The sequence below is a fragment of the Anaerolineales bacterium genome (assembly GCA_025808555.1).
GTDB lineage: Bacteria > Chloroflexota > Anaerolineae > Anaerolineales > UBA11579 > JAMCZK01.
In genome coordinates this window covers 157714-181888 of sequence record CP075526.1, presented here as the reverse complement: position 1 = coordinate 181888, position 24175 = coordinate 157714, and the positions used below count along the sequence as shown (strand labels likewise).

Sequence of the window (24175 nt, the reverse complement as noted above, 5' to 3'; positions counted from 1 at the left end):
AAATAGAATGGCTTGCAATCCGGTCACAGTTCACTGATTCCGATTGCTTGCAGATAGCTATAGATTCCATTGTAGTACTCTGGCTTGCGGGTGTGGTCAGTTTCAATGCCAGAAGGGACGAAGATTGCCATACCTTGACGAGCGGCGAGTTAGAAGCACTCGATAAGTGTTTTTTAGGTATATACGCCGCTCCTCAGACGAAATGCTGTTCCAGCGGTTTCCAATAAAACTTTTGTATACCCATTCCCCATCTGAAAAGCGAAAATCTGCATCCCAACCAACAATGGCAAAATCCAGCTCTAAACCTTGAATGTCGAACTCTGTGACCACATCCTCCAGCGCATAACTGGACCGAACGTCATCTTTCCCGTTTAAGAACCAGTTGGCGACGGAAATATCATTTTTTACAAAGATACCTTCCGGCTTTAGGCGTAGTGCGCCGCTACTTGCCAGTAGGCCGTAGCGGGTGGTGCCCTGACATTGTTCCCGTACCCATTTCTTCGCCAATTCTAAATCACGCGTAATCACAATCGGATATTTGTCTTTGATGGACTGCTGTAAGCGCTTTGCCGTGTCTGTATCTGCATCCAAAATTGCTTTTACAAATGCTGCTAGATCTGGAGTGCGGAACGACCGTATAGAAGTAGCGAGATGCAGTTTTTCGCGCTCGAAAATCCTAAGGCCAGAAATCATGTTGCTCCAGCTGCTACCGCGGCGATATTCGTTATCACTTAACTGCGGAGGCACATATACATCCCAGTCGGCAAAAGACCTTCGCAGTGAGTTAAACCACTCCGGTAGACCGGCTTCGCCTGTATTGATCTCTTGCCCGCCTCCAACCAGACATATGACGACGGCCCAATCTTTATGCCTGTCCATCGTGCTTATCAAAAATTCTGGTTCACTGTATTGGAAATCAGGAACTCCTTTCTTGGTATGCATGAACCGTCTAATCATTTCATGGGTCCAAGCGCGCTGCGCCTCATCGAAAATGGCTACGCGCTCAGGCGGCGAGTTTTCGTTACCTACAAAAGAGTCTCTGTACTTATGAATAATCTGAATAAATGCGGTGGTGCTGCGCAAAGCTTCCTTTTTGCTAGTTCGGTCGTCATGCACGCGAGATTGCTCTACCTTGTCTCGGGCAAGAGCTTCTTGTAACACTGTAACCAGTGGAAAATTGCCAGATAAAAATACGGCGTGCTCGCCCTGGTTGGCATTGGACCTTTGAATAGCAATGTTCAGTCCAACCAGTGTTTTGCCTGCACCGGGCACACCAGTCAGGAAGCAAATTGACTTTCGGTTTTTTGCCTTGCTGTATTCGATGATCTTGTTGATCTCAGCAGTGGTAATTGTCAGATTTTCGGCACCCGCATCACTACGCGTAATGTCATGGACATTATGCCCACGATATAGTGCCTGGGCGGCTTCTATAATTGTTGGTGTAGGTAGATATTCTGAATTTTGCCACTCAATGTAATCAAAATTGGGCTCATTGAACTGTTCGGCAACAAGCCTAATTATTGCGCCGATATTGGTTGCGTTGCAGCGAATAGGTTCCAAAATGCGGTAATGTTCGTGCAAAACATTCTTGTAGTTGGGTGCATGGGTTGAGACCATAACAGGCACCAACAATTTGTCGTGGCTTTCTTTTTGGAAGTTGCGGAGATCTAATGCGTAGTCGTAAACTTGATCGTATGTAGATGCCAGGTACTCTGTGTCTCCGTTCTTGAATTCCAGTAGAAATACAATATTTTTGTAGAGAATGATTGAGTCGACGCGCTTTCCCATCCGTGGAATTGTGTATTCAAAAATTACCCTACCATCCGAAAGCTCAGATAGCTGATCTTTTAGAATACTAACTTCTGCCTTCCACGCATTTTTTTGTTGGATCCTTGTCTCTGCCGAGATGTCATTCGAATGTATGACGCCAAGGACTTCATCTCTTGATTGCAGTAGGAAATCTTGGATGGAAGCGGCGTAGTATGCCCTTGGGTACGCATAAGTCTTTGTCATCTTTTAATCCAACAACTCTACGCCCGCCAACTGCTCCATCACGCCTACAATGGCGGAGTTGTCAAGGTCTTGCATGCCGAGCGCCATCATGGCGTTGAAGAGTTGTGTGTTGGCGGCGGTGGCCGGCAGTGGCATGCCAAGTTCGCGGGCGGTGTCCATCACGATGCCCATGTCCTTGACCTGCATATAGGCTTTGAAGCCGGGCTGGCGGTTGCCCTCGAAAAGCAGCTGGGGCTTATTGTCCAGTGCCCAGCATTGCGCCGCGCCGCCGCGGATGGCGGCGACGACCTTCTGCGGGTCGACGTCGGCTTTGCGGGCCAGGATGAGCAGCTCGGCCATGGCGGCCATCTGGGCTGCAACCATCATCTGGTTGCAGCACTTGGCCACCTGGCCGGCGCCCGGGCCGCCGATGTGGGTGATGGCTTTGCTGAAGGCTTCGAGGGCCGGGCGGGCCGTTTCCAGGGCGGCAGCATCGCCGCCGACCATGGTGGTGAGGGTGCCGTTCTGGGCGCCCACCTGGCCGCCGCTGACCGGCGCATCGAGGAAGTGCATGCCGCGCTCGGCGAGGGCCGCGGCCAGGTGGCGGGCGGTGGCTGGCTTGATGGTGGAATGATCGATGACGATGAGGCCGGGCTGGGCGCCTTCGAGGATGCCAGCCGGGCCGAGCACGGCGGCCTCGACATCAGGCGAGTCGGGCAGGCAGGTGAGGATGATGCTGGCGTGCTGGGCCACTTCTGCGACGGAAGCCGCCTTGTGGGCGCCCTGGGCGACGAGCTCGTCCACGGCGGCCTGGCTGCGGTTGTGCACCCAGAGGGGGAAACCGGCTTTCAGCAGGTGGGCGGCCATGGGTTTGCCCATGAGGCCGAGGCCGATGAAGCCGAGGGTGGGTTTGTTTGCCATGTTGGGAATCTCCTCTGTGCTGCTAGTTGAAATTCTGTGCAAGGGCGAGGGTTACACCTTTCACCCTTGACAGGTTTTTGAGCTCGTAATAGTATATTGTTATAACATTATCACCACGGGAGGCTTGCGTGCAGGGGTGAGCGCAGCAGGACATGGGTTTCGCGTACAAACCAATTCCATTCGATGATCTAACGGCCATCAACACTGTTGCTCCCATCGCTGGGCTCAAAACCTCGATCGATGAAATTGCGCGCACCCTGACTGGCGAACTTCCCAGGGGGTTGGTGGTGCTGGATGGCTTCCCTTCGGCGAACTTTGCCAGTTTGGTAGGCCACCTGGGCCAGCAGATCGCTGCCACCCATGTAGCCCAATTCTATCGCTCCCCTGAGCAGATCCAGGCATTGCTTGCCCCGTATCTGCCGATGGATCGCGAGACGGATCCTGAACTGATCTTTGGCAAGCTGTTCGACCAGGGCTTTGAAGCTTTGTTTGACCTGGAGGCCATCGAAAACTTTTTGAGCGGTCTGCCAGCGGACAAGACCACCCTGCTGTACGGCTTTGGCAGCGCGGCGCCGATGTTCCGCACGGCGGCCAAGGCGATCGCCTATATTGATGTGACCCCGAAGGATCTGGGGCTGCGCGTGTTTGACGGGCGCTACCAGTGCATCGGTGCAAAGCCGGGTGCCGATCTGGACAGTATCGTGCGCCAGACCTTCTTTATTGACAACGAGCTGGCGGTGAAGACGCGTAAGGAATTGATCACCAGCCAAGCGATCGATTATTACCTGTTGGACTCCAGCCTGTCGTTCAGCATGATGGGCAAGGCGGAGTTGCAAACGGTGTTTGCGCAACTGCAGGGCCGCCCGCTGCGCGCCAAGCCTGTGTATGTGGAAGGCGTGTGGGGCGGTCAGTTCCTTCGGCGTTATCGCAATGTGCCCAAGCATCTGGTGGACAAGGTGGCCTGGTCGTTCGAGCTAATTCATACCGAGGCCAGCATCATGGTCAAGGCCGGCGAGCAGTTGTTGGATATTCCTTTCCTGACGATGATGGATGCGGTGGCCGAGAGCATTGTGGGTAAGCACATGTTCAAGCAATTTGGCGGTTACCTGCCGATCCGCTTCAACTATGACGATACCTGGCACAGCAACGGCAACATGTCGATCCAGTGCCATCCGAACGATGCAATGGCGCGCGAGCTATATGGCGATTTTGCCGCCCAGCATGAGGGCTACTACGTAGTGCTGACCGGGCACGGTGCGGCGACCTATTGCGGCTTCAAGAAGGACAAGGACCCGCACGAGTTCCTTGACCTGGCGCGCCAGTCTGAGAAGGACGCCTCGATCGTGGACTATCAAAAGTACATTCATGGCATCCCCTCCAGCGTGGGGCGGCAGATCCTGCTACCAGCTGGCACGGTGCACGGCTCCGGGCGCAACCAACTGGTGCTGGAGCTAGGTACCATGACGATGAGCGCTTATACCTACAAGATCTACGACTACACCCGCATGGACATCACCGGTAAGCCGCGCCCGTTGCACACCAAGCTGGCCGAGCAGGCGCTGCGCTTTGAGCGCGATGAAGACTGGGTGATGCAGAACATCGCCTTTGAGCCGCGCCCGTTTGCCGAAGGGCCGGGCTGGAAAGAGCTATTGGTGGGGCAGTATGACGAGATCTACTTTGAGACCCACCGGGTAGAAATGGAAACCGGCAGCCGCTACGAAGGGGATAACGGTGACGGCTTTTGCGTGCTGACCATTGTGGATGGCGAAGCCGCCCGCATTCAATCCCTTGAGGACCCCAGCAAGTATTACGACGCCAAGTATCTTGACGTCATTCTGGTGCCGGCCAGCCTGGGGCGCTACGAGGTGCTGGCGCAAGGCAAGCAGCCGGTGGTGCTGCACAAGGCATTTGTACGAGAGGACAAGATCGATGGCTGAGAAGTTGATCGCTCACGGAATACACCACACCCACTGGGACCCGTACTGGTGGTTCACCTCGCAGGAGTCGATGGTAGTGTTCGCCTACAACATGCGCGAGATGCTGCGCGCCTTCCGGGATGGCAAGATCCGGGACTTTTTCTTCGACGGCCAGACCGTGGCAATCGACGAATACCTGCAACTGCACCCCGAAGACACCGAGGAAGTGCGCGGGCTGGTGAGCAGCGACAAGCTGGTGATCGGGCCGTTCGTGTCGCAGCTGGATACGTATATGAGCTCGGCCGAATCGGTGGTGAACAACCTGCGCCTGGGCATCAAGAATGCCAAGAAGCTCGGCAAGGCCTCCCGCATTGCCTATCTGGCTGACCCATTTGGGGCGGCCAGCGACATGCCCAAGATCTACAACCAATTCAGCATCAAGGAATTTGTGTTCACGCGCGGAGTGGGCGACATTTACGGGCTGGGCAATGAGTTCTATTTCAAGTCTAACGATGGCAGCGAAGTGCTGTGCAATGTGCTGCTGTCTGGCTATGGATATGGGGCGCACGCCTTCCGTGACGGCAAGCTGTTCACGAATGAGGCTGAGGATTACAACAAGATCGATGTTGCCCGCCTGATCGACCGTTTGGTAGAGCGCAGCACGATCAAGAACGAGTTCGTCTTCCCGCTGGGCTTTGACCAGAACCCTGTCATGCTCGACATCCCTGAAAAGATCAAGCACTACAACAGCATTCAGGACCGGATCGAGTTCAAGTACACCACCTGGGCCGAATACTTTGAGCATGTGCGCAAGAACGGCAAGGACCTCAAGACCCACGTGGGCGAGATCCTTTCTCCCCAGTACCACCGCCTGCACATGAACGGCATGCATTCGGCCCGCTCAGACATCAAGACCCTGATCGACCGGGTCGAGCGGCGCGCCATTTATGAAGTGCAGCCCATGATGGCGCTGCTGGACGCGGTGGGTATTCCGTATGACCAGGGCATCATCGACGAGACCTGGTACAAGCTGGTCAACTGCCAGACGCACGGCTCGGCCACGCATGGGGATGTGACCAACAAAGCCATCAAGGATATGGCCAGCATCTCGTACAACATCATGCGCGGCACGCGGGACTATTTGTGCCGCCTGCTGTCGTTCTCGGTGGATGACAGTGGGCTGCCCGGCATGCCGCTGGTGGTGGTCAACAGCCTGCCGTGGAAGCGCGAGCTGGTGCAGCGCCTTTCGATCGTGACGCGTGGGCCGGGCTTCACCCTGGAGCTTGAAGGCAAAACCCTGCCGTATACCGTGCTGGAGCAGGTCAAGCATTACTGGGGCGTGGTGCGCAAGAACCCGGCAGATATGAATGAAGATGTGTGGTTCTACCGCACGGAGATCCTTTGTAACCTTGGTGAATTTGACGGTATTTCATACAAGACCCTCTCAGTAGTAGAGCAGGGCGACAAAGCCCCCGAAGCAGCCCCTTCCCAGAACAAGCACACAATTGAGAACGAGTACCTGAGCGTGAGCTGCGGCGCGGATGGCATCACCATCACGGACAAGCTGACCGGCCAGACCGTGCAGAAGAGCCTGTTCTTCCAGGATGGCGGCGATGAGGGCGACAGCTACGACTATGACTATCCGGCCCCTGAGGACGAGTGGCTGGTGACGCGTGAGATCACCGCGGCTGACTTCAAGAGCAGCATCCAGACCGAGCTGCACGCCGAGATGCACTTTGAAGGCGAGATGAAGATCCCCAGCACGCTGGAGCAGCGCAAGAACAAGATCGCTGACCACAAACTGCCGTTCTGGCTGAAGTTGAGCCTGGATGACAGCGGCATCCTGCGGGTGCAAGGCGAAGTGGTGAACGGCAGCATAGACCACCGCTTGCGCATTGGCATCCGCACCGGCAAGCGCATCGAAAGCTTCCACGCTGGGGCGCAATACAGCCTGATCGAGCGCCCGTGTGTGCGCGAAGAAATGGCGATCTGGAAGGAAAAGAAATACTTCGAAGAACCCAGCGCCACCGGCCCGCTGCTGAACCATGTCTCCACGCAGGATGACAAGGGCGTGCTGACCGTGTTCACCCGCAGCCTGAAGGAATATGAGTTCGTGGGCGACGGCTTTGGCGACCTGATGCTGACGGTGCTGCGCGCCATGGGCTACGTGGGCCTGCCTGACCGTCGTCGCCGCCCCGGCCGCCCCAGCGGCATGCCAGAACGGCTGCTGCCGGCGCCCACGCACCAGATGCAGGGCACGGTGGAGTTCGACTTTGGCATTGGCTTCTCCGCCAAGCTGGATGGCAACAAGCTATTCCGCGAATATGCGGTCTTCTCGGTAGACCCGATCTACAGCCAGAAGCAGAAGATCGACCCGACCTTCTTCCTTATTAGTTACTTCCCCATCAATCCATGGAACCCGCCGCTGCCGGCGCACTACACCTTTGGCTCGATCGAACCCGGGGTGAGCTTTGGCACGCTGATCAAATCAGACGGCGGCGAAGGCTACGTGCTGCGCTTGTTCAACGCCGAGGCTGAGCCGGTGAAGGCCGGAGCGTTGCGCTTGGGCAGCGACCTGCGCGTGACCGCCAAGACCGATTTGATGGAAGAGACGCATGCCCCGCAAGACAAGCTGGCTGAGGAGTTCAAGGCCGGCGAATTGCTGAACCTGGTGATCAGCCAGAAGAAAGGATGAATGAGATGAAGAAGCTGGTTGGCGTGGCCGCCTGCCCGGCAGGCATTGCCCACACATACATTGCAGCTGAAACCCTGATCAAGTTCGCCAAGAAGCACGGCTATGACTTGAAGATGGAGACCAATGGGGCTGGCGGCACTGAAAACCGCCTGACCGAAGAAGATATCGAGGAAGCCGAAGCCATTGTGTTAGCCGTTGACACGATGGTGGAAATGGAACGCTTCCGCGGCAAGCCGGTGTTGACTGTGTCATCCTCTGATGCCATTCATCGTGGCGAGCAGGTAATTCAACAGATCGTAGACGGCAAAGCTGAAGTTTATAACCCATAGGAGGCTGTATAAAAAAAGAGATATCCCGAGGAGCAATCTAACGCTTAGGTTTCGCTTGGCTGGCGCAAAAGACGCCAGCTCTATAAGGAGAAGACATGGATCGTAAAGCTATATATCGTCATTTGATGTCGGGTGTTTCGTACTTCATCCCGTTCATCGTGGCCGGCGGCGTGCTTATCTCGTTCGCCTTCCTGTTCGATGCGGCCAACTCTGGCACGGCGACTTTCGGCGCCAGCAACCCGGTTTCGGCCTGGCTGTTGAGCACCGGCGCCACGGCCATCGGCATGATGCTGCCCATCCTGGGCGGTTACATTGCCTACTCCATCGCTGATCGCCCGGGCTTGCTGGCCGGTGTGGTTGTGGGTCTGTTGGCCCGCGATGGCGGCTCGGGTTTCCTGGGCACCATCGCCGGCGCGTTCCTTGCGGGCTGGATCATCAACCTGCTGAAGGGCGCCCTGAAGGGCTTGCCGCGCTCGTTTGAAGGCGCCAAGACCTTGATCATCTACCCCGTGGTGGGCACCATTCTGGTGGCCCTGGGCATGATCGCCATCAACGCCTTCGTGGCCCCGCTCAACAACGCGGTCAACGGCTTCCTGCAGAACCTGAGCACCGGCAATGCGGCGGTGCTGGGTGCGGTGCTGGGCGCCATGGCGGCGTTCGATGTGGGCGGCCCGGTGAACAAGGCGGCCTACCTGTTCTCGGTAGCCACCCTGACCGGCGCGGATGGTAGCGCGGTTCCCTCGGTAGCGATGGGCTCGATTGCCACGGCGGCCTTCGCCATCAGCGGTGGCTGCGCCCTGGCCACCATCCTGTTCCCCAAGAAGTTCACGGAGGAACTGCGTGATGCGGGCAAGGCGGCCACCATCATGGGTCTGAGCTTCATTGCTGAAGGCGCAATTCCCTTCGTGATCGCTCACCCCAAGGTTGTGCTGCCCTCCATCATGACGGGTGCGGCGGTTGGCGGTGCTTTGGCCGGCCTGACCGGCATCACCCTCAGCGCGCCCATCGGCGGCATTTTCACGATCCCCCTGGTGAACAATGTCCCGCTGTACTTGCTGTTTGGCGCCATCGGTACCCTGGTGGCGGCGGTCATGATGGGTATGCTGCTGCCCAACGCTACTGAAGAGAAGAAGAAGTAGAGTACACCCTCCTTGAGACCTGGCTGGCTGGCATTTGTCAGCCAGCCAGGCTGAGGGTGAACGGAGCGCTCGAACCATGAACGACATCATCACCCAGGACCTGATGGCGCTGGATGTGGCTTTGGCGGACAAAGCGGCGGTGATCGCTCAGATCGCCGACATCCTGCAGGCCGCCGGCCGCCTAAAGGACCGCGAGCAATACATCAAGGATGTGTACGAGCGTGAGGCGATGGTGCCGACCGGCATCGGCAACCTGATCGCAATCCCGCATGCGCGCTCGGCCGGAGTAGGGGAGTCTGGGTTGGTGTTCGTGCGCCTGGCGGCGCCGATCGCCTGGAACGAGGACGAGCAGGCCCGGCTGGTGTTCGGGATCGCCGTGCCGGATGACAATGCAGACAACCTGCATTTGAAGATCCTTGCCAATGTGGCCAAGAAATTGCTTGATGATAAAATCAGGCAGTTAATCGAAGAGTCTCCTTCGAAGCAGGAAATTGTCGAGGCCTTGCTGGCGTAATGGGCTTGTGGGGCATTCGGTTTCCACAGTTTGACGACAACCCTATGCAGAGCCAAAGCTCGAAAACGTCGCTGCCCAAGTACCGCCAGATCGAAGAAGAGCTGCGGTATAAGATCTTGTTTGGGCATTGGAAGCCTGGTCACCAGATCCTGACCGAGATGGAACTGTGCGAGCAGTACAAGGTCAGCCGCATCACCATCCGCAAAGCCATCAACGAACTTGAGAATGCCGGCTACCTGGTGCGCCAGAGCGGCAAAGGCACTTTTGTCACTGACTGGCAGGAGAACCTGGAAGAGCGCCCGGTGCTCAAGAGCTTCACGAACGAGATGCACGCCCTGGGCAAGAAGGCGATCACGATCGATGTGGAGCTGACGGTCACGGAAGCGGACAGGATCCAATCGGGCATCCTGAGCATTCCGGAGGGGCACCGCATCATCCAGCTCAAGCGCGTGCGGGCGATCGAGGGTGGGGTGATCATTGGTTACTCGATCAACACCTTCCCATTCACGCGTGATTTTTCCACGAATCCTGAAGACTACTTCGAGTCGTTCTACGAATACCTGGGCCAGTTCGGCATCTTTTTCACATCCGCGCTGGATTATCTGGAGGCGATGCTGCCCCCGGCCGAAGTGGCGCAGAAGTTGCGCATTGCCGAGTCTGAGCCGGTGCTCAAGAGCGTCAAGATCAGCCACAGCACCGACCGGCTGTTTACTGAGTACAACACGTGTTACTACGTGGGCCGAGAGTACCGCTACTACGTCAAGTACTAAACGCTTGGCAGCTCCACCCAGTTTTTGAAAAACAGAGAGCGTGCTACGGCTCCCGCTGAGGAGAGCGGACTATGAATTCCATTGAATTGACGATAGCCAACGAGGTGGGCTTGCATGCCCGCCCGGCTACATTGTTTGTAAAGACGGCCCAGAAGCATCAGGCCGAGATCACGGTGAGCTTTGACGGCAAGAGCGTGAGCGCCAAGAGCCTGCTGGGGCTGCTGACCCTGGCGGTTACCAAGGGCTCGGTGATCACGGTGGCGGCGGAGGGCGAGGACGCCGAGGCGGCGCTTGCCGCGCTCAGCGAGTTGGTGAGCAACAATTTCGGCGAATAGCCGTTCTCTGCAGAACACCACGATGGCTGTAGACCAGCTTAAAAGCAATGCAGCTGCCCCCGGGGAGGGGTGCAGCTGCATTGCTTCCAGGCTGGTCTATAAGCCGCATTTTGTCCCGCCCGCATAGCGGGCGTGGATGATCATCTATCTGTGCAGCCTACCCGAGGCTCAAGCGTAGCGGGCCGCTGCTCACCTCTGTTTGGCCTTGCTCCGGGCGGGGGTTGCCTGGCCGCGGACATTACTGCCGCGCCGGTGAGCTCTTACCTCACCATTTCACCCTGGCCGCTTGCGCGGTGGTGTATTTCTGTGGCCCTAATCCGGCAGGTTTCCCCGCCCCGGGGTTTCCCCGGCGCCATGCCCTATGGAGTGCGGACTTTCCTCCAGGAACCCACGCCGCAAAGCGGCGTAGCTCCCAGCGATCATCCGACCAACCTGGAAGCTGGTATGATACCGTGCGGGGTAGGGTGGCGTCAAACTGTGCTTGCAAGCCGCATTCTTCCTTAGTTAACCTTGACAGTTCTAGACCGCATGCTCTATAATCACCTGTCGCAAGCTGGCCGCCCCTTGTGAATTTAGGAGCGGCTGGTCTTTTTTTCGTTGTACATCATTCTAGGAGGCGCTGAATGGCGCAAGCTCTTCCCACCAAAACATATTCCCGTCTGTCCACGCAGCTGAAACTGCCCGACCTTATTGAGGTGCAGCTCAGCTCGTTCCGCCGCCTTAAGTCTGATGGCTTGGGCGACCTGTTCCACGAGATCTCTCCCATTGAGTCCTATAACAAGGGCATGCGCTTATATTTCCCCAGCCGCACGCCGGAAGCGAAGCAGTGGGACCTCAAGTATTGGTTCGAAGAGCCCAAGTTCTCTATTGAGGAGTGCATTGAGCGCGACCTGACCTATGCCAGCCCGCTGTATATTTCCGTGCTGCTGGCCGGGCCGGATGTGCCTGAGCCGATCAAGCAGGATATTTTCCTGGGCGACTTCCCGGAGATGACCGAGAAGGGCACCTTCATCATCAACGGTACCGAGCGCGTGGTGGTATCGCAGCTGATCCGCTCGCCGGGTGTGTATTTTGAAGCCCCGCTGGACCGCGCCACCAACCGCCCGCTGGCGACCGCCAAGCTGATCCCTGACCGCGGCGCGTGGATGGAGTTCGAGACGCGCAAGGCCGACTACCTGACGCTGAAATTCAACCGCAAGCGCACCGTGCCCATCACGGTGCTGCTGCGCGCCCTGTGCGCCGTGGACGACGGCAACCGCACCTCGCCGTTGAAGCACGGCACCGACGAAGAAATTCTGGCGCTGTTCGCCGACATTGACACCAACCAGGACCGCCAGTTCATTCAGGCGACCCTGAACCAGGAACCGGATTGGGACACCAACAACGGCAAGCTGACGATTGCACAGGCCGCGTTGATCGAGTTCTTCAAGCGCATGCGCCCGGGTGACCCGGCCACGTTGGACAACGCCACCGAGTTCCTGGAGACCCAGCTGTTCGACCAGCGTCACTATGACCTGGAGCGCGTGGGCCGCTACAAGCTCAATCAAAAGTTGGGCCAGAAGGAGCGCGTCTCGCTGGACCATCGCACCATGACCAAGTGGGACCTGGTCAACCTGGCCCGCCGCATGATCCTGATCAACAACGGCGTCGAGAAGGCTGACGACATTGACCACCTGGGCAACCGCCGCCTGAAGACGGTAGGCGAGCTGATCCAGAACAAGCTGCGCGTGGGTATGCGCCGCATGGAGCGCGTGATCAAAGAGCGCATGTCCATCCGTGACCAGGAGCAGCTCTCGCCGATCACCCTGATCAACATCCGCCCGATGGTGGCGGCGCTGCGTGAGTTCTATGGCTCAAGCCAGCTCTCGCAGTTCATGGACCAGACCAACCCGCTGTCTGAGCTGCGCCACAAGCGCCGCGTCTCGGCCCTGGGCCCGGGCGGCTTGCGCCGTGAGCGCGCCGGCTTCGACGTGCGTGACGTGCACCACTCGCACTACGGGCGCATCTGCCCGATCGAGACGCCCGAAGGCCCGAACATCGGCCTGATCGGCAACCTGGCCTCGTTCGCGCGTGTGAACGACTATGGCTTCGTGGAGACCCCGTACCGCCGCGTGCTGGGCAAGCTGGCGCCGGACGACAAGCGTCTGATCGGCCGCAAGCTGCGCGAAGACGTGGTGGACCCCAAGACCGAGCGCGTAGTTGCCAAGGAAGGCACTCGCATTGACGAGAAGCTGGCCAAGGATATTGCCAAGGTCAATGTGGAGGAAGTGCTCATCGTTCCGTATGTGTCGGATGAGATCTCCTTCCTCTCGGCCGATGATGAAGACCGTTACTACATCGCGCAGGCGAATGCGCTGTTGAGCGACGAGAACGAATTCGTGCGCCAGCGTGCCTCCTGCCGTTACCACTCCGGCTTTATGTTTGCCAGCCCGGAGGAAATTGACTATATGGACGTGGCGCCTCACCAGGTAGTGGGTATCAGCGCTGCGCTCATCCCGTTCCTGGAGCACGACGACGCCAACCGCGCCCTGATGGGCTCGAACATGATGTCGCAAGCCGTGCCGCTGCTGGTGCCTGAGGTGCCGCTGGTCTCGACCGGTATGGAGAGCCACGCCGCCAAGGACTCCGGCCAGGTGATCCAGGCCGAGGAAGATGGCGAAGTCGTCTCCGTGAGTGGCGACGAAGTGGTCATCAAGGGCAGCAAGAGCAAGAAAGACCGCGCCTACAAGCTGCGCAAGTATCAGCGCTCCAACCAGAGCACCTGCATTGACCAGCGCCCGGCTGTTTTGAAAGGCCAGCGGGTCAAGAAGGGTGATGTGATCGCCGACTCCTCCTCGACTGTGGATGGGTTGCTGGCCCTGGGCCAGAACGCGGTGGTGGCCTTCCTCTCGTGGGAGGGTGGCAACTTTGAAGACGCCATCCTGATCAGCGAAAAGATGGTGCAGGATGACCGCTTCACTTCGATCCACATTGAGAAATACGAACTCGAGGCCCGCGACACCAAGCTCGGCCCCGAAGAGATCACGCGCGACATCCCCAACGTGGGTGAGGAAGCCGTGAAAGACCTCGACGAGTATGGCATCGTGCGCATTGGCGCCGAGGTTGGCCCCAACGACATCCTGGTGGGCAAGATCACGCCCAAGGGCGAGAAGGAGCTGACCCCGGAAGAGCGCCTGCTGCGCGCCATCTTCGGCGAGAAGTCACGCGATGTGAAAGACACCTCGCTGCGCATGCCGCACGGTGAGCGCGGCAAGGTGGTAGACGTGCAGGTCTTCTCCCGCGAGGACAACATTGAGCTGTCCGCGGGTGTGGAGAAGATGGTACGTGTCTCCGTGGCCCAGCGCCGCAAGATCACGGCCGGCGACAAGATGTCTGGCCGCCACGGCAACAAGGGTGTGGTTTCCAAGGTGGTGCCGGTGGAGGATATGCCCTTCCTGGAAGATGGCACTCCGGTGGACATCATCCTGAACCCGCTGGGCGTGCCCGGCCGTATGAACATCGGCCAGATCCTCGAGACACATCTAGGCTGGGCGGCCAAACGCCTCGGCTTCCGTGCCCTGGTGCCCGTGTTTGACGGCGCCAGCGAGAACGAGATTGAAGCTGAGCTGGCACGTGCCTGGCTGGTGGACCAAGCTTGGAAGGAAACCGGCGAACGTGCCTGGGCCTGGCTGGCTGAGCAGAACGGCAAGTACGACGCCGAGTCTCTGGAAGATGACAATGAAGTGCGTAACCTTTACCTGGAGCAGTGGCTGGGCAAGGAGTACAGTGTCAACCGCCTGGCACAAGACCCGTCTTACGCCCGCCAGTCGGCGGTGCGTGAGTGGCTGAAGGAAAAGGGCTACAACGCCGAAGAACTGCTGGCTTTTGAGCAGGCCGACATCTCCATGAATGTGCGCAAAGAGCGTGGCCAGAAGGCTGCGAATGCCTGCGCCCGCCTGTGGCTGGTAAGCCTGGGCGAAGATGACCCCGGCAAGAACGCGGATGAGACCGAACTGCGCGCCATGGCCCAGCAAGCCATGGTGAAGCACCACAAGCCCATCCCGTACCTGGGCAAGCAGGCCCTGCGTGACGGCATGACCGGCCAGCAGTATGACCAGCCGGTGACCGTGGGCGTGATGAACATGCTCAAGCTGCATCACCTGGTGGAAGACAAGGTGCATGCCCGCTCCACCGGCCCGTACAGCCTGGTGACCCAGCAGCCGCTGGGTGGTAAGGCTCAGTTCGGCGGCCAGCGCTTCGGTGAGATGGAAGTGTGGGCACTGGAAGCCTATGGCGCCTCCTACACCTTGCAGGAGATGCTGACGGTCAAATCTGATGATGTTGTGGGCCGCGTCAAGACCTACGAAGCCATCGTCAAGGGTGAGCCGATCGAGGAACCGGGCATTCCGGCCTCGTTCCGTGTGTTAGTCAAGGAACTGCAGTCCCTGGGCCTCTCGGTGGAAGCTGAGACCGAGGACGGCGTGATCAAGTTCGGCAAGGAAGAGCAGCGTGCTCGCCCGCCGCGCCTGGGCACCGGCCTGTTGGGCCTGGGTGAAGACCTGAAGAAAACACCTTGACGGGTGTAACGAGTGCGGTTAAAATCCGCCCTCGCGTACGATTGAAAATGGGCCTTGTGCCCGCTTTCAGGCGGCGAAACTGAATACCGCATGCAAATGCGGAACAGAGCCAAGTAATACAACGAGGCCATCACGAACATCGGTGGCCTCGTACTCTGTGAGCGGGCAGCGAAGCTGCCGGGTCACAGAGTAGTACGGCGCCGGGTGGTAGCAGCCCGGGGCAGTACACACAACGGAATACCCAGGGTCCCGGCCCTAACCAACAGCAAGTGTTTGCTTGCTGTGCATGTAAAGCAAGAAGGAATAGAAGGAACGGAGTAATGCCGACAATCAATCAGCTAGTTCGCAAGGGCCGCAAGACCAAGCGCGGCAAAACCAAGGCGCCTGCGCTGCAGTACGTGCTGAACACGTACAAGCAACGCCGCATCCGCCAGCCCAAGGGCGCGCCGCAGAAGCGTGGTGTTTGCACAGTCGTGCGCACCATGACCCCCAAGAAGCCTAACTCTGCCTTGCGCAAGATCGCTCGTGTGCGTCTGAGCAACGGCATGGAAGTCACTGCCTACATTCCGGGTGAAGGCCACACGCTGCAGGAGCACTCCGTGGTTTTGGTGCGCGGCGGCCGTGTGAAGGACCTGCCGGGTGTGCGCTATCACATCGTGCGCGGCACGCTGGACACCACCGGTGTCAATGACCGCAAGCAAGCCCGTTCCAAGTATGGCAGCAAGCGCCCCAAGGCGGGCGCGTAAGTAGCTCATAGAGCGAGCTCGCTCACTGATGAGCTTGCCGCATTTAAAGTGGAGAACAGAGTAAATGGCACGACGCAGACGCCCTGACAAACGCATTAGCACCCCGGATGTGCGTTACAACAGCACTGAGGTGCAGGCTTTTATTAATCGCATGATGCTGGATGGCAAGAAGAGCACCGCCACCCGCTTGATCTATGACGCTTTTGAGCTGATCGAGGCCAAGACCAAGCAGAACCCGCTGGAAGTTTTCCAGAGCGCTCTGAAGAACGTTGGCCCCAGCATGGAAGTGCGCCCTCGCCGTGTGGGTGGCTCCACTTACCAGGTGCCGATGGAAGTGAACAGCGCGCGCTCCTTTGCGCTGGCGGCTCGCTGGATCGTGGCTTCGGCCCGCAGCCGTGGCGGCAAATCGTTCGCCGAGAAGCTGGCTGGCGAACTGAGCGAGGCGGCACAGGGGCAGGGCGCTTCGGTACGCAAAAAAGAAGAAACCCACAAAATGGCAGAGGCCAACCGCGCCTTCTCCCATTACCGCATTTAGTTCGTTGGAGCATTTGGAAAAGAATGGCTAATTACCCACTCGAGAAGTTTAGAAACATAGGCATTATTGCCCACATTGACGCTGGTAAGACCACCACCACCGAGCGTATCTTGTTCTACACCGGCAAGACGCACCGCCTGGGTGATGTGGATGAAGGCAACACTGTGACCGACTGGATGGAGCAGGAGCGCGAGCGCGGCATTACGATCGTATCGGCCGCAGTGACCGCCGAGTGGAAGGGCCATCTCATCAACGTGATCGACACCCCGGGTCACATTGACTTCACCGCTGAAGTGCAGCGCTCCCTGCGCGTGCTGGACGGCGGTGTGGTTGTGTTTGACGCCGTGATGGGCGTGGAGCCGCAGTCTGAAACCGTGTGGCGCCAGGCTGATCGCTACAACGTGCCGCGTATCTGCTTCATCAACAAGATGGACCGCATCGGCGCCTCTTTTGAGCGCAGTGTCGAGAGCATTCGCGCCCGCCTGGGCGCCAACCCGATCAACATGCAGCTGCCCATCGGCGCCGAATCCGGCTTCCAGGGCGTGGTTGACCTGCTGTCGATGAAATCGATCATCTGGACCGACGACGGCAGCAAGCCGGTCGAAGGCGAGATCCCGGCTGACCTGGTGGCGGCTGCCACCGAGCAGCGCGAGCGCATGGTGGAAGCCATCGCCGAAACCGACGACGAGCTGACCGTCAAGTACCTGGACGGCCAGGAGATCGGCATCGACGAGATGAAGGCAGCCCTGCGCCGCGCCGTCATCGCCGGCAAAGCCAATGCTGTATTTTGCGGCTCTTCTTTAAAGAACCGTGGTGTGCAGGCCGTGCTGGACGCAGTTATCGATTACTTGCCTTCCCCGCTGGATGTTCCGGCGGTCAAGGGCATTGACCCGCGCACTGAGGAAGTTATCGAGCGTCACGCCACCAATGATGAGCCGGCCGCTGCGCTGGTGTTCAAGATCGTGGCTGACCCGTATGTGGGCCGCCTGGCCTACTTCCGCGTGTACTCCGGCAAGGTGGAGAAGGGTGGCTCCATCTATAACCCGGTCAAGCGCCAGCGTGAACGCGTGGGCCGCTTGATCCGTATGTATGCTGACCGCCGTGAGGAGATCGATGTGGTGGAAGCCGGCGACATTGGCGCCGTGCTCGGCCTCAAGAACTCCATCACGGGTGACACCCTGTGTGACGAGACCAAGCAGATCGTGCTCGAAGCCATCAGCTTCCCCGAACCGGTGATCTCCATCGCGGTGGAACCCAAGACCGCCGTTGACCAGGACAAGATGGCCGAAGCTCTGCACCGCCTGGCCGAAGAAGACCCGACTTTCCGCGTCAAGTCTGACCCTGAGACGGCCCAAACGGTTATCGCCGGCATGGGTGAGCTCCACCTGGAGATCCTGGTGGACCGCATGATGCGCGAATACGGCGTGCAGGCCAACGTAGGCCGCCCGCGTGTAGCCTATCGTGAGACGATGACCCGCGAAGTTAAGAAGGCCGAAATGCGCTACGCCAAGCAGTCCGGCGGCCGCGGCCAGTACGGCCATGTGGTCTTCGAAATGGCTCCGGATGAGCCCGGCAAGGGCGTGACCTTCGAGAACAAGGTCGTGGGTGGTGCTATTCCCAAGGAATACATCCCGGCTGTACAGAAGGGCGTTATGGAAGCCGCTGAGTCCGGCATTGTGGGCGGCTACCCGGTTGTTGACGTCAAGGTAACCCTGTATGACGGTTCGTTCCACGAAGTCGACTCCAATGAAATGGCGTTCAAGATGGCTGCCTCCATGGCTTTCAAGGAAGGCATGCGCATTGGTAAAGCCGTGCTGATGGAGCCGATCATGAAGGTGGAAGTTACAGTGCCCGAGGAGTTCCTGGGCGATATCGTGGGCCAGCTGAGCGCCCGCCGTGGCGAGATCCAGGGTATGGACATGCGCCCGGGTGGCGTGCAGGCGATCCGCGCCATGATGCCGCTTTCGGAGATGTTCGGTTACGCCACGGAACTGCGCTCGGCCACCAAGGGCCGCGGCGCCTTCACCATGGAATTCGATCACTACACTCAGGTCTCGGAGAAGCTGGCCGAAGAGCTGATCAAAGCCAACTAGAACTTATATAGAAAGAGTCAAGGAGAAAAGTAAATGGCGAAGTCAAAGTTTGATCGCAGCAAGGCGCACTTGAACGTGGGAACGATGGGACACATCGACCACGGCAAGACGACCTTGACGGCGGCGATCACCAAAGTAGCGGCTCTGATGGGCAAGGCTGAGTTCCGCGGCTACGACCAGATCGACAACGCGCCGGAAGAGCGCGAGCGCGGTATCACCATCAACATCACCCACGTGGAGTATGAGACCGAGAAGCGTCACTACGCCCACGTGGACATGCCGGGTCACCGCGACTACATCAAGAACATGATCACCGGTGCAGCCCAGGTGGACGGCGCCATCCTGGTGGTAGCGGCCCCCGATGGCCCCATGCCCCAGACCCGCGAGCACGTCCTGCTGGCTCGCCAGGTGGAAGTGCCCAGCATTGTCATCTTCCTGAACAAGGTTGACATGATGGACGACCCCGAACTGCTGGAGCTGGTCGAGCTGGAGCTGCGCGAGCTGCTCACCAGTCAGGGCTTCCCTGGCAGCGAGACCCCGATCGTGCGCGGTTCTGCGTTGAAGGCGCTGGAGAGCACCTCCACTGACCCCGACGCCGAAGAGTATGCTCCCATCCGTGAGCTGCTGCGTGTGGTGGATGAGTACATTCCTGAGCCGACCCGCGAGACCGACAAGCCGTTCATGATGTCGATCGAAGACGTGTTCTCGATCAAGGGTCGTGGCACCGTAGTGACCGGCCGCATTGACCGCGGTGTAGTGAAGCTGAACGACGCGGTGGACATTGTGGGCCTGCGTGAGCAGCCGGGCAGCACCGTCGTGACCGGTATTGAAATGTTCCACAAGCAGCTGGATGAGGGCATGGCGGGTGACAACGCCGGCCTGCTGCTGCGTGGTGTGGACCGTGAAGGTGTGGAGCGCGGCATGGTATTGGCCAAGCCGGGCAGCATCAAGCCGCACACCAAGTTCATGAGCGAAGTGTACGTGCTGAAGAAGGAAGAGGGCGGTCGCCACAAGGCCTTCTTCACGGGTTACAAGCCGCAGTTCTACATTCGCACGTTGGATGTGACGGGTGAAGTGACGCTGCCGGACGGTGTGGAGATGGTGATGCCGGGCGACAACGTGAACCTGCAGGTGCAGTTGCAGACCCCGGTGGCCTTGGAGCAGGGCTCCAAGTTCGCCATTCGTGAAGGCGGCCTCACCGTGGGTGCTGGCGTCATCACCGAGATCTTGTCCTAGGATATAGATGGCTACTACCAAGCAGAAAATTCGTATTCGTCTCAAGGCTTACGATCACCGCGTGATCGATCAGTCGGCCAAGCGCATCGTCGAGACGGCGGAGCGCACGGGCGCCCGCGTGGTGGGGCCGGTACCTCTGCCCACCAAGCGTGAGTTGTTCACCGTGCGCCGCTCGCCGTTCATCGACAAGGACTCGCACGAGCACTTTGAGATCCGCACGCACAACCGCATCATCGATGTGATGGAGCCCGACTCCAAGACCATTGATATGCTCATGCGCCTCAACCTGCCGGCCGGCGTGGACATTGAGATCAAGATCTAAGTCTGGACGGATTGCCAACTGTTTGGTATAGTTACAGGCTGTGTGTAATGGCCTGCCCGCTGCAAAGCGGGCAGGCATAAGTTTTGAGTAGGGGCAGTGTAAGAGCTGCCAGCCGAGGTGGCCCAAGGCGCCACCCACGTGCCGGCAACTGACTACGCTGCTGCGGGATGATGCGGTCTAGCCCAGACTGACAGTCCCAACCAAATTTTGTAGGAGACAAACTGAGATGTTTAAAGGGCTTATTGGCAAGAAAATCGGTATGACCCAGATTTTCGACGAGCAAGGCCGCGCTGTGCCGGTTACGCTTCTCGAAGCTGGGCCTTGCTTTGTCACCCAGATCCGCCGCCCCGATGTTGAGGGCTATAGCGCGGTACAGCTGGGCTTTGGCGAAACGAAGGCGAAGCACCTGAGCGGTGGCCAGTTGGGCCACCTTAACCGCGTCAAGGCGCCAACCTTGCGCTACCTGCGTGAATTCCGCACCAAACAGATGGAACTTAAAGAAGGCGACACCGTGAAGGTGGATAGCTTTGCTGTTGGCGACACTGTAGATGTCACCAGCGTCAGCAAGGGTAAAGGCTTTGCGGGTGTGATGAAGCGCCATGGTTATGGTGGTGGCCCTATGTCGCACGGTCAATCTGACCGCCAGCGCGCGGTGGGCTCCATCGGTTCCGGCACCAACCCCGGACGTGTGTGGAAGGGCAAGGAATTGCCCGGCCACATGGGTGTGCGCCAAGTGACCACGCTCAACCTCAAGGTGGCCTTTGTGGACACCGAGAAGAACCTGATCGGCCTGCATGGTGCCGTCTCCGGCGGCAAAGGTGCGATTGTGACCATTCGTGAGGCGCGCAAGGCGTAAGCCTGCGAGAGATTGAAGATGAAACTCGACGTATATACCCTCAAAGGCACCAAGCTGGACAAGCAGGTTGAACTGCCGGCCAGCGTGTTTGAAGCGCCGATCAATGTGGACCTGATGCACCAGGCGTACACGCGCCAGATGGCGAATGCGCACCTGGGCACCCGCAAGACCAAGAACCGCGCCGAAGTGCGCGGCGGCGGCCGCAAGCCGTGGAAGCAGAAGGGCACCGGCCGCGCTCGCCAGGGCTCCATCCGTTCGCCGCAGTGGGTGGGCGGCGGCAAGGTGCACACCCCGCGCCCCAAGAGCTTTGAACAGGACATGCCGCAGAAGATGCGCAAGGCTGCGCTGCGCTCGGCCTTGTCCTCCAAGGCGGCTGACCAGGGCATCGTGCTGGTAGAAAACTTGAACTGGGACGAGCCCAAGACCAAGCTGGTGGCCGAATCCCTTAACAAGCTGGTGGGCGAAGGCAGTGTGTTGCTAGTGATGCCGGCCAAGGATGAGAATTACACCCGTGTGGTTCGCTCCAGCCGCAACCTAGAGAGCTGCAAGACCCTGCTGGCGAACTACTTGAACATCCGTGACCTGCTGGGTTACGACAAGCTCATCCTGCCGCTGGATGCCATCAAGGCCATCGAAAGTGCGCTGGAATAAGGCGGAGTAGGAGCTGAAATGACTACCGTTTACGACATCCTGGTTCGCCCGCTGGTTACTGAGAAGACCAACTATCAGACCAGCAAGCTGCGCCAGATCACGTTTGAAGTGCACAAAGACGCCAACAAGGCCATGATCAAGGACGCCATTGAGCTGGTGTTCGGGGTCAAGGTGCAGCGCGTCAACGTCATCAAGGTGGCTCCCAAGCGTGGCCGTCACGCGCGCAACCGCCAGATGCGCGTTCGCAAGGGCGGCTACAAGAAAGCCCTGGTCACGCTGATGCCTGGCGAGTCCGTCGATATTTTTGAAGGTGTGAAGTAATGGCTGTTAAAACTTACAAGCCTACGACCCCAGGTCGCCGTGGCGCGAGTGGCTACACGTTTGACGAGATAACCAAGTCAAAGCCTGAGCGCTCGCTGCTGGCCAAGAAGACCAAGAGCGGCGGCCGCAACGTGCGCGGCAAGATCACCGTGCGCCACCGCGGCGGCGGACATCGCCAGCGCCTGCGCATTGTGGACTTTCGCCGCGACAAGCACGACATCCCCGCCAAGGTGGCCGGTATCGAGTACGACCCGAACCGCACGGCCTACCTGGCGCTGCTGCACTATGCCGATGGCGAGAAGCGCTACATCCTGGCGCCGCTGGGCCTGAAGACGGGCGACAGCGTGGTGACCGGGCCTAACGCCGACATCCGCGTGGGCAATGCCCTGCCGCTGGCCAACATTCCCACCGGCACGATCGTGCACAACATTGAGATCAAAGAGGGCAAGGGCGGCCAGATGGTTCGCTCGGCCGGCTCTGGCGCGCAGATCGCCGCCAAAGAAGGCGAGTATGCCCAGATCCGCATGCCCTCGGGCGAAGTGCGCCTGGTGGGGCAGAACTGCTATGCCACGATTGGCCAGCTGGGCAACGTGGACCATGGCAACGTCAAGCTGGGCAAGGCTGGCCGCAAGCGCCATCGTGGCATTCGCCCGACGGTGCGTGGCTCTGCCATGACCCCGCGTGACCATCCCCACGGTGGTGGCGAAGGCCGCCAACCGATCGGTATGCCCGGCCCCAAGAGCCCGTGGGGTAAGCCCACCCTGGGCAAGAAGACCCGTCGCAACAAGCGCACGGACAAGTTCATTCTACGTGGCCGCGCCAAGAGCAAGCGCCGCTAAGCTAACGGCTGGAGATTTTTGATATGGGACGTTCACTAAAAAAAGGGCCGTTTGTTGAGCCGAAGCTTCTAAAGAAGATCGAGGCCATGAACGAGCGCAAAGAGAAGAAAGTAATCCGCACCTGGAGCCGCGCCAGCCAGATCTTCCCGCAAATGGTGGGTCACACCATTGCGGTGCATGACGGCCGCCGCCATGTGCCGATCTATATCACTGAGAACATGGTGGGGCACCGCCTGGGTGAATTTGCGCCTACGCGCACCTTCCGCGGCCACGTTAATGAGAAAGCCTCGGATTCAGGAAAGTAAGGTAAGGCATGGCTGACTTTCAAGCAACCCTGAGCAATACCTCCGTCTCAGCGCAGAAGATGCGTCTGGTGGTGGACCTGGTGCGCGGCAAGAGCGCCCAGCAGGCCGTCAACATCCTCACCTTCACCCCCAGCAAGGCGGCCCAGCCGCTCTTGAAGCTGGTGAAATCGGCCGTTGCCAACGCCGCCAAGAACCAGGGCGTGGCGATCGAGGAGCTGTATGTGCATGCGATCAGCGCTGACGAGGCGCCGACCCGCAAATGGCGCCGCTTTGGTGCCCGCGGCCGCTTCAAGCCCGTGTTCCGCCGCACCTCTCACGTGACGGTCACGCTGCGCCAGCGCGCAGTGGCCGCCGCGCAGACCACCGCCCCGGCCGCCAAGCAACCTGCGGCCAAGGCCGAGAAGTAGGAGACGTAGATGGGTCGTAAAGTAGATCCGCGAGGCTTTCGCCTCAAGATTAATAAGACCTGGGACGGCCGCTGGTTTGCCGAGGGCAAAGACTATGTAGACCGCCTGCACCAGGATTTTGCCATTCGCAAGATGGTGCAGAACAAAGCACCGCGCGCCGGCATTTCCAAGGTGGAGGTTGAGCGCTTCCCGGGCAGTGTGAAGATCTCCGTGCACACCGCCAAGCCGGGCATTTTGATCGGCAAGAAGGGCGAGAGCGTCAAGGAATTGCGCAAATCGCTGGAAGCCCTGGTGGGCATGAAGATCGAACTGGACATCAAAGAGATCAAGCAGCCCGATCTGGATGCCAGGCTGATCGCCGTGAACATTGCGGACCAGCTGGAGCGCCGCATCAGCTACCGCCGCGCCATCAACCGCGCCCTGCAGCAGACAATGCGGGCCGGCGCCGGCGGCATCAAGGTGGAGGTGGCAGGCCGCTTGGGCGGTTCGGACATGTCCCGCCGTGTTTGGATGCGCGAAGGCCGTGTGCCTCTGCACACCCTGCGTGCCGATATTGATTACGCAGTAGTTGAGGCTCACACGCAGTACAGCTCGATTGGCGTCAAGGTGTGGGTGTACCGCGGGGAAGGCAAAGCCGAGACAGAAGCTGAGCCCGAGGCAACCGAAGGCGTGTACGTCAGCGAATAGGCTGGCGGTT

The 24175-nt window shown here is 59.1% G+C and carries 22 protein-coding genes and 1 other RNA gene; 20 read left to right on the top strand and 3 right to left on the bottom strand.

Translation table 11 applies throughout. The features are described from left to right. Positions 1-102 precede the first annotated feature (102 nt). Together KIT08_00990 and KIT08_00985 are read right to left on the bottom strand one after the other, a co-directional pair. Positions 103-2013, bottom strand: coding sequence for a DUF2075 domain-containing protein (locus tag KIT08_00990; protein UYN89830.1), 1911 nt, complete (start codon positions 2011-2013; stop codon positions 103-105). Between the two features lie 3 nt (positions 2014-2016). Beyond that, positions 2017-2913, bottom strand: coding sequence for an NAD-binding protein (locus KIT08_00985; GenBank protein ID UYN89829.1), 897 nt, complete (start codon positions 2911-2913; stop codon positions 2017-2019). Between the two features lie 152 nt (positions 2914-3065). Here KIT08_00985 and KIT08_00980 point away from each other — a divergent pair, with 152 nt between their 5' ends. The 7 genes from KIT08_00980 (at position 3066) to KIT08_00950 (ending at position 10611) form a co-directional block, all read left to right on the top strand. Beyond that, positions 3066-4850, top strand: a complete 1785-nt coding sequence (locus KIT08_00980; protein ID UYN89828.1) for a class I mannose-6-phosphate isomerase — start codon at positions 3066-3068, stop codon at positions 4848-4850. After that, positions 4843-7524: a hypothetical protein gene (locus KIT08_00975; GenBank protein ID UYN89827.1), complete on the top strand. Its 2682-nt coding sequence runs from the start codon at positions 4843-4845 to the stop codon at positions 7522-7524. Before KIT08_00980 ends, KIT08_00975 begins: the two co-directional genes overlap by 8 nt. Next, positions 7521-7853, top strand: coding sequence for a fructose PTS transporter subunit IIB (locus KIT08_00970; GenBank protein UYN89826.1), 333 nt, complete (start codon positions 7521-7523; stop codon positions 7851-7853). Before KIT08_00975 ends, KIT08_00970 begins: the two co-directional genes overlap by 4 nt. A 95-nt stretch (positions 7854-7948) precedes the next feature. After that, positions 7949-8992 carry a PTS fructose transporter subunit IIC gene (locus KIT08_00965; protein ID UYN89825.1) on the top strand — a complete coding sequence of 348 codons (1044 nt, stop codon included), beginning with the start codon at positions 7949-7951 and terminating at the stop codon, positions 8990-8992. A 76-nt stretch (positions 8993-9068) separates the two neighbouring features. Then, complete coding sequence (locus KIT08_00960) at positions 9069-9506, top strand: fructose PTS transporter subunit IIA (GenBank protein ID UYN89824.1); 438 nt, start codon at positions 9069-9071, stop codon at positions 9504-9506. Positions 9507-9550: 44 nt separating this feature from the next. Next, a complete protein-coding gene (locus KIT08_00955) occupies positions 9551-10276 on the top strand; it encodes a GntR family transcriptional regulator (protein UYN89823.1) in 726 nt (241 codons plus the stop codon). A 71-nt stretch (positions 10277-10347) separates the two neighbouring features. Then, positions 10348-10611 (top strand): HPr family phosphocarrier protein, encoded by a 264-nt coding sequence (locus tag KIT08_00950; protein UYN89822.1) that lies wholly within the window; start codon positions 10348-10350, stop codon positions 10609-10611. An 83-nt stretch (positions 10612-10694) separates the two neighbouring features. Here the strand turns inward: KIT08_00950 and rnpB are convergent. Continuing rightward, an RNA gene (rnpB, locus tag KIT08_00945) (RNase P RNA component class A) lies at positions 10695-11046 on the bottom strand. Positions 11047-11234: 188 nt separating this feature from the next. On the opposite strand from rnpB, the gene KIT08_00940 reads away from it, so the two are divergent. The 13 genes from KIT08_00940 (at position 11235) to rpsC (ending at position 24165) form a co-directional block, all read left to right on the top strand. Then, positions 11235-15167, top strand: a complete 3933-nt coding sequence (locus KIT08_00940; GenBank protein UYN89821.1) for a DNA-directed RNA polymerase subunit beta — start codon at positions 11235-11237, stop codon at positions 15165-15167. 320 nt (positions 15168-15487) lie between these two features. Continuing rightward, positions 15488-15913: a 30S ribosomal protein S12 gene (gene rpsL, locus KIT08_00935; GenBank protein ID UYN89820.1), complete on the top strand. Its 426-nt coding sequence runs from the start codon at positions 15488-15490 to the stop codon at positions 15911-15913. Between the two features lie 64 nt (positions 15914-15977). Then, positions 15978-16448: a 30S ribosomal protein S7 gene (gene rpsG, locus KIT08_00930; protein UYN89819.1), complete on the top strand. Its 471-nt coding sequence runs from the start codon at positions 15978-15980 to the stop codon at positions 16446-16448. A 23-nt stretch (positions 16449-16471) separates the two neighbouring features. After that, the gene (fusA, locus tag KIT08_00925) at positions 16472-18541 is read left to right on the top strand and encodes an elongation factor G (protein ID UYN89818.1); all 2070 of its coding nucleotides are present in this window, start codon (positions 16472-16474) and stop codon (positions 18539-18541) included. Between the two features lie 33 nt (positions 18542-18574). Continuing rightward, entirely contained in the window at positions 18575-19777 is a 1203-nt protein-coding gene (gene tuf / locus KIT08_00920) for an elongation factor Tu (protein ID UYN89817.1), read from the top strand. Positions 19778-19784: 7 nt separating this feature from the next. After that, on the top strand, positions 19785-20099 hold the full coding sequence (gene rpsJ / locus KIT08_00915; protein UYN89816.1) for a 30S ribosomal protein S10: 315 nt from the start codon (positions 19785-19787) through the stop codon (positions 20097-20099). Between the two features lie 226 nt (positions 20100-20325). Beyond that, the gene (gene rplC / locus KIT08_00910) at positions 20326-20955 is read left to right on the top strand and encodes a 50S ribosomal protein L3 (GenBank protein ID UYN89815.1); all 630 of its coding nucleotides are present in this window, start codon (positions 20326-20328) and stop codon (positions 20953-20955) included. An 18-nt stretch (positions 20956-20973) separates the two neighbouring features. Next, positions 20974-21606, top strand: a complete 633-nt coding sequence (gene rplD, locus KIT08_00905; GenBank protein ID UYN89814.1) for a 50S ribosomal protein L4 — start codon at positions 20974-20976, stop codon at positions 21604-21606. 18 nt (positions 21607-21624) lie between these two features. Continuing rightward, entirely contained in the window at positions 21625-21927 is a 303-nt protein-coding gene (gene rplW, locus KIT08_00900) for a 50S ribosomal protein L23 (GenBank protein UYN89813.1), read from the top strand. Beyond that, complete coding sequence (gene rplB, locus KIT08_00895) at positions 21927-22766, top strand: 50S ribosomal protein L2 (protein ID UYN89812.1); 840 nt, start codon at positions 21927-21929, stop codon at positions 22764-22766. The genes rplW and rplB overlap by 1 nt, the downstream gene beginning before the upstream one ends. Before the next feature lie 23 nt (positions 22767-22789). Then, a complete protein-coding gene (gene rpsS, locus KIT08_00890; protein ID UYN89811.1) occupies positions 22790-23071 on the top strand; it encodes a 30S ribosomal protein S19 in 282 nt (93 codons plus the stop codon). Positions 23072-23079: 8 nt separating this feature from the next. Next, entirely contained in the window at positions 23080-23478 is a 399-nt protein-coding gene (gene rplV, locus KIT08_00885) for a 50S ribosomal protein L22 (protein ID UYN89810.1), read from the top strand. A 9-nt stretch (positions 23479-23487) separates the two neighbouring features. After that, positions 23488-24165: a 30S ribosomal protein S3 gene (gene rpsC / locus KIT08_00880; GenBank protein ID UYN89809.1), complete on the top strand. Its 678-nt coding sequence runs from the start codon at positions 23488-23490 to the stop codon at positions 24163-24165. The last annotated feature ends 10 nt before the right edge of the window (positions 24166-24175 follow it).

Bases quoted from the DNA above. Each gene is read 5' to 3' on its own strand.
- KIT08_00990 (UYN89830.1), bottom strand. From the start codon at position 2,013: ATGACAAAGACTTATGCGTACCCAAGGGCATACTACGCCGCTTCCATC.
- KIT08_00985 (UYN89829.1), bottom strand. From the start codon at position 2,913: ATGGCAAACAAACCCACCCTCGGCTTCATCGGCCTCGGCCTCATGGGC.
- KIT08_00980 (UYN89828.1), top strand. From the start codon at position 3,066: ATGGGTTTCGCGTACAAACCAATTCCATTCGATGATCTAACGGCCATC.
- KIT08_00975 (UYN89827.1), top strand. From the start codon at position 4,843: ATGGCTGAGAAGTTGATCGCTCACGGAATACACCACACCCACTGGGAC.
- KIT08_00970 (UYN89826.1), top strand. From the start codon at position 7,521: ATGAATGAGATGAAGAAGCTGGTTGGCGTGGCCGCCTGCCCGGCAGGC.
- KIT08_00965 (UYN89825.1), top strand. From the start codon at position 7,949: ATGGATCGTAAAGCTATATATCGTCATTTGATGTCGGGTGTTTCGTAC.
- KIT08_00960 (UYN89824.1), top strand. From the start codon at position 9,069: ATGAACGACATCATCACCCAGGACCTGATGGCGCTGGATGTGGCTTTG.
- KIT08_00955 (UYN89823.1), top strand. From the start codon at position 9,551: ATGCAGAGCCAAAGCTCGAAAACGTCGCTGCCCAAGTACCGCCAGATC.
- KIT08_00950 (UYN89822.1), top strand. From the start codon at position 10,348: ATGAATTCCATTGAATTGACGATAGCCAACGAGGTGGGCTTGCATGCC.
- KIT08_00940 (UYN89821.1), top strand. From the start codon at position 11,235: ATGGCGCAAGCTCTTCCCACCAAAACATATTCCCGTCTGTCCACGCAG.
- rpsL (UYN89820.1), top strand. From the start codon at position 15,488: ATGCCGACAATCAATCAGCTAGTTCGCAAGGGCCGCAAGACCAAGCGC.
- rpsG (UYN89819.1), top strand. From the start codon at position 15,978: ATGGCACGACGCAGACGCCCTGACAAACGCATTAGCACCCCGGATGTG.
- fusA (UYN89818.1), top strand. From the start codon at position 16,472: ATGGCTAATTACCCACTCGAGAAGTTTAGAAACATAGGCATTATTGCC.
- tuf (UYN89817.1), top strand. From the start codon at position 18,575: ATGGCGAAGTCAAAGTTTGATCGCAGCAAGGCGCACTTGAACGTGGGA.
- rpsJ (UYN89816.1), top strand. From the start codon at position 19,785: ATGGCTACTACCAAGCAGAAAATTCGTATTCGTCTCAAGGCTTACGAT.
- rplC (UYN89815.1), top strand. From the start codon at position 20,326: ATGTTTAAAGGGCTTATTGGCAAGAAAATCGGTATGACCCAGATTTTC.
- rplD (UYN89814.1), top strand. From the start codon at position 20,974: ATGAAACTCGACGTATATACCCTCAAAGGCACCAAGCTGGACAAGCAG.
- rplW (UYN89813.1), top strand. From the start codon at position 21,625: ATGACTACCGTTTACGACATCCTGGTTCGCCCGCTGGTTACTGAGAAG.
- rplB (UYN89812.1), top strand. From the start codon at position 21,927: ATGGCTGTTAAAACTTACAAGCCTACGACCCCAGGTCGCCGTGGCGCG.
- rpsS (UYN89811.1), top strand. From the start codon at position 22,790: ATGGGACGTTCACTAAAAAAAGGGCCGTTTGTTGAGCCGAAGCTTCTA.
- rplV (UYN89810.1), top strand. From the start codon at position 23,080: ATGGCTGACTTTCAAGCAACCCTGAGCAATACCTCCGTCTCAGCGCAG.
- rpsC (UYN89809.1), top strand. From the start codon at position 23,488: ATGGGTCGTAAAGTAGATCCGCGAGGCTTTCGCCTCAAGATTAATAAG.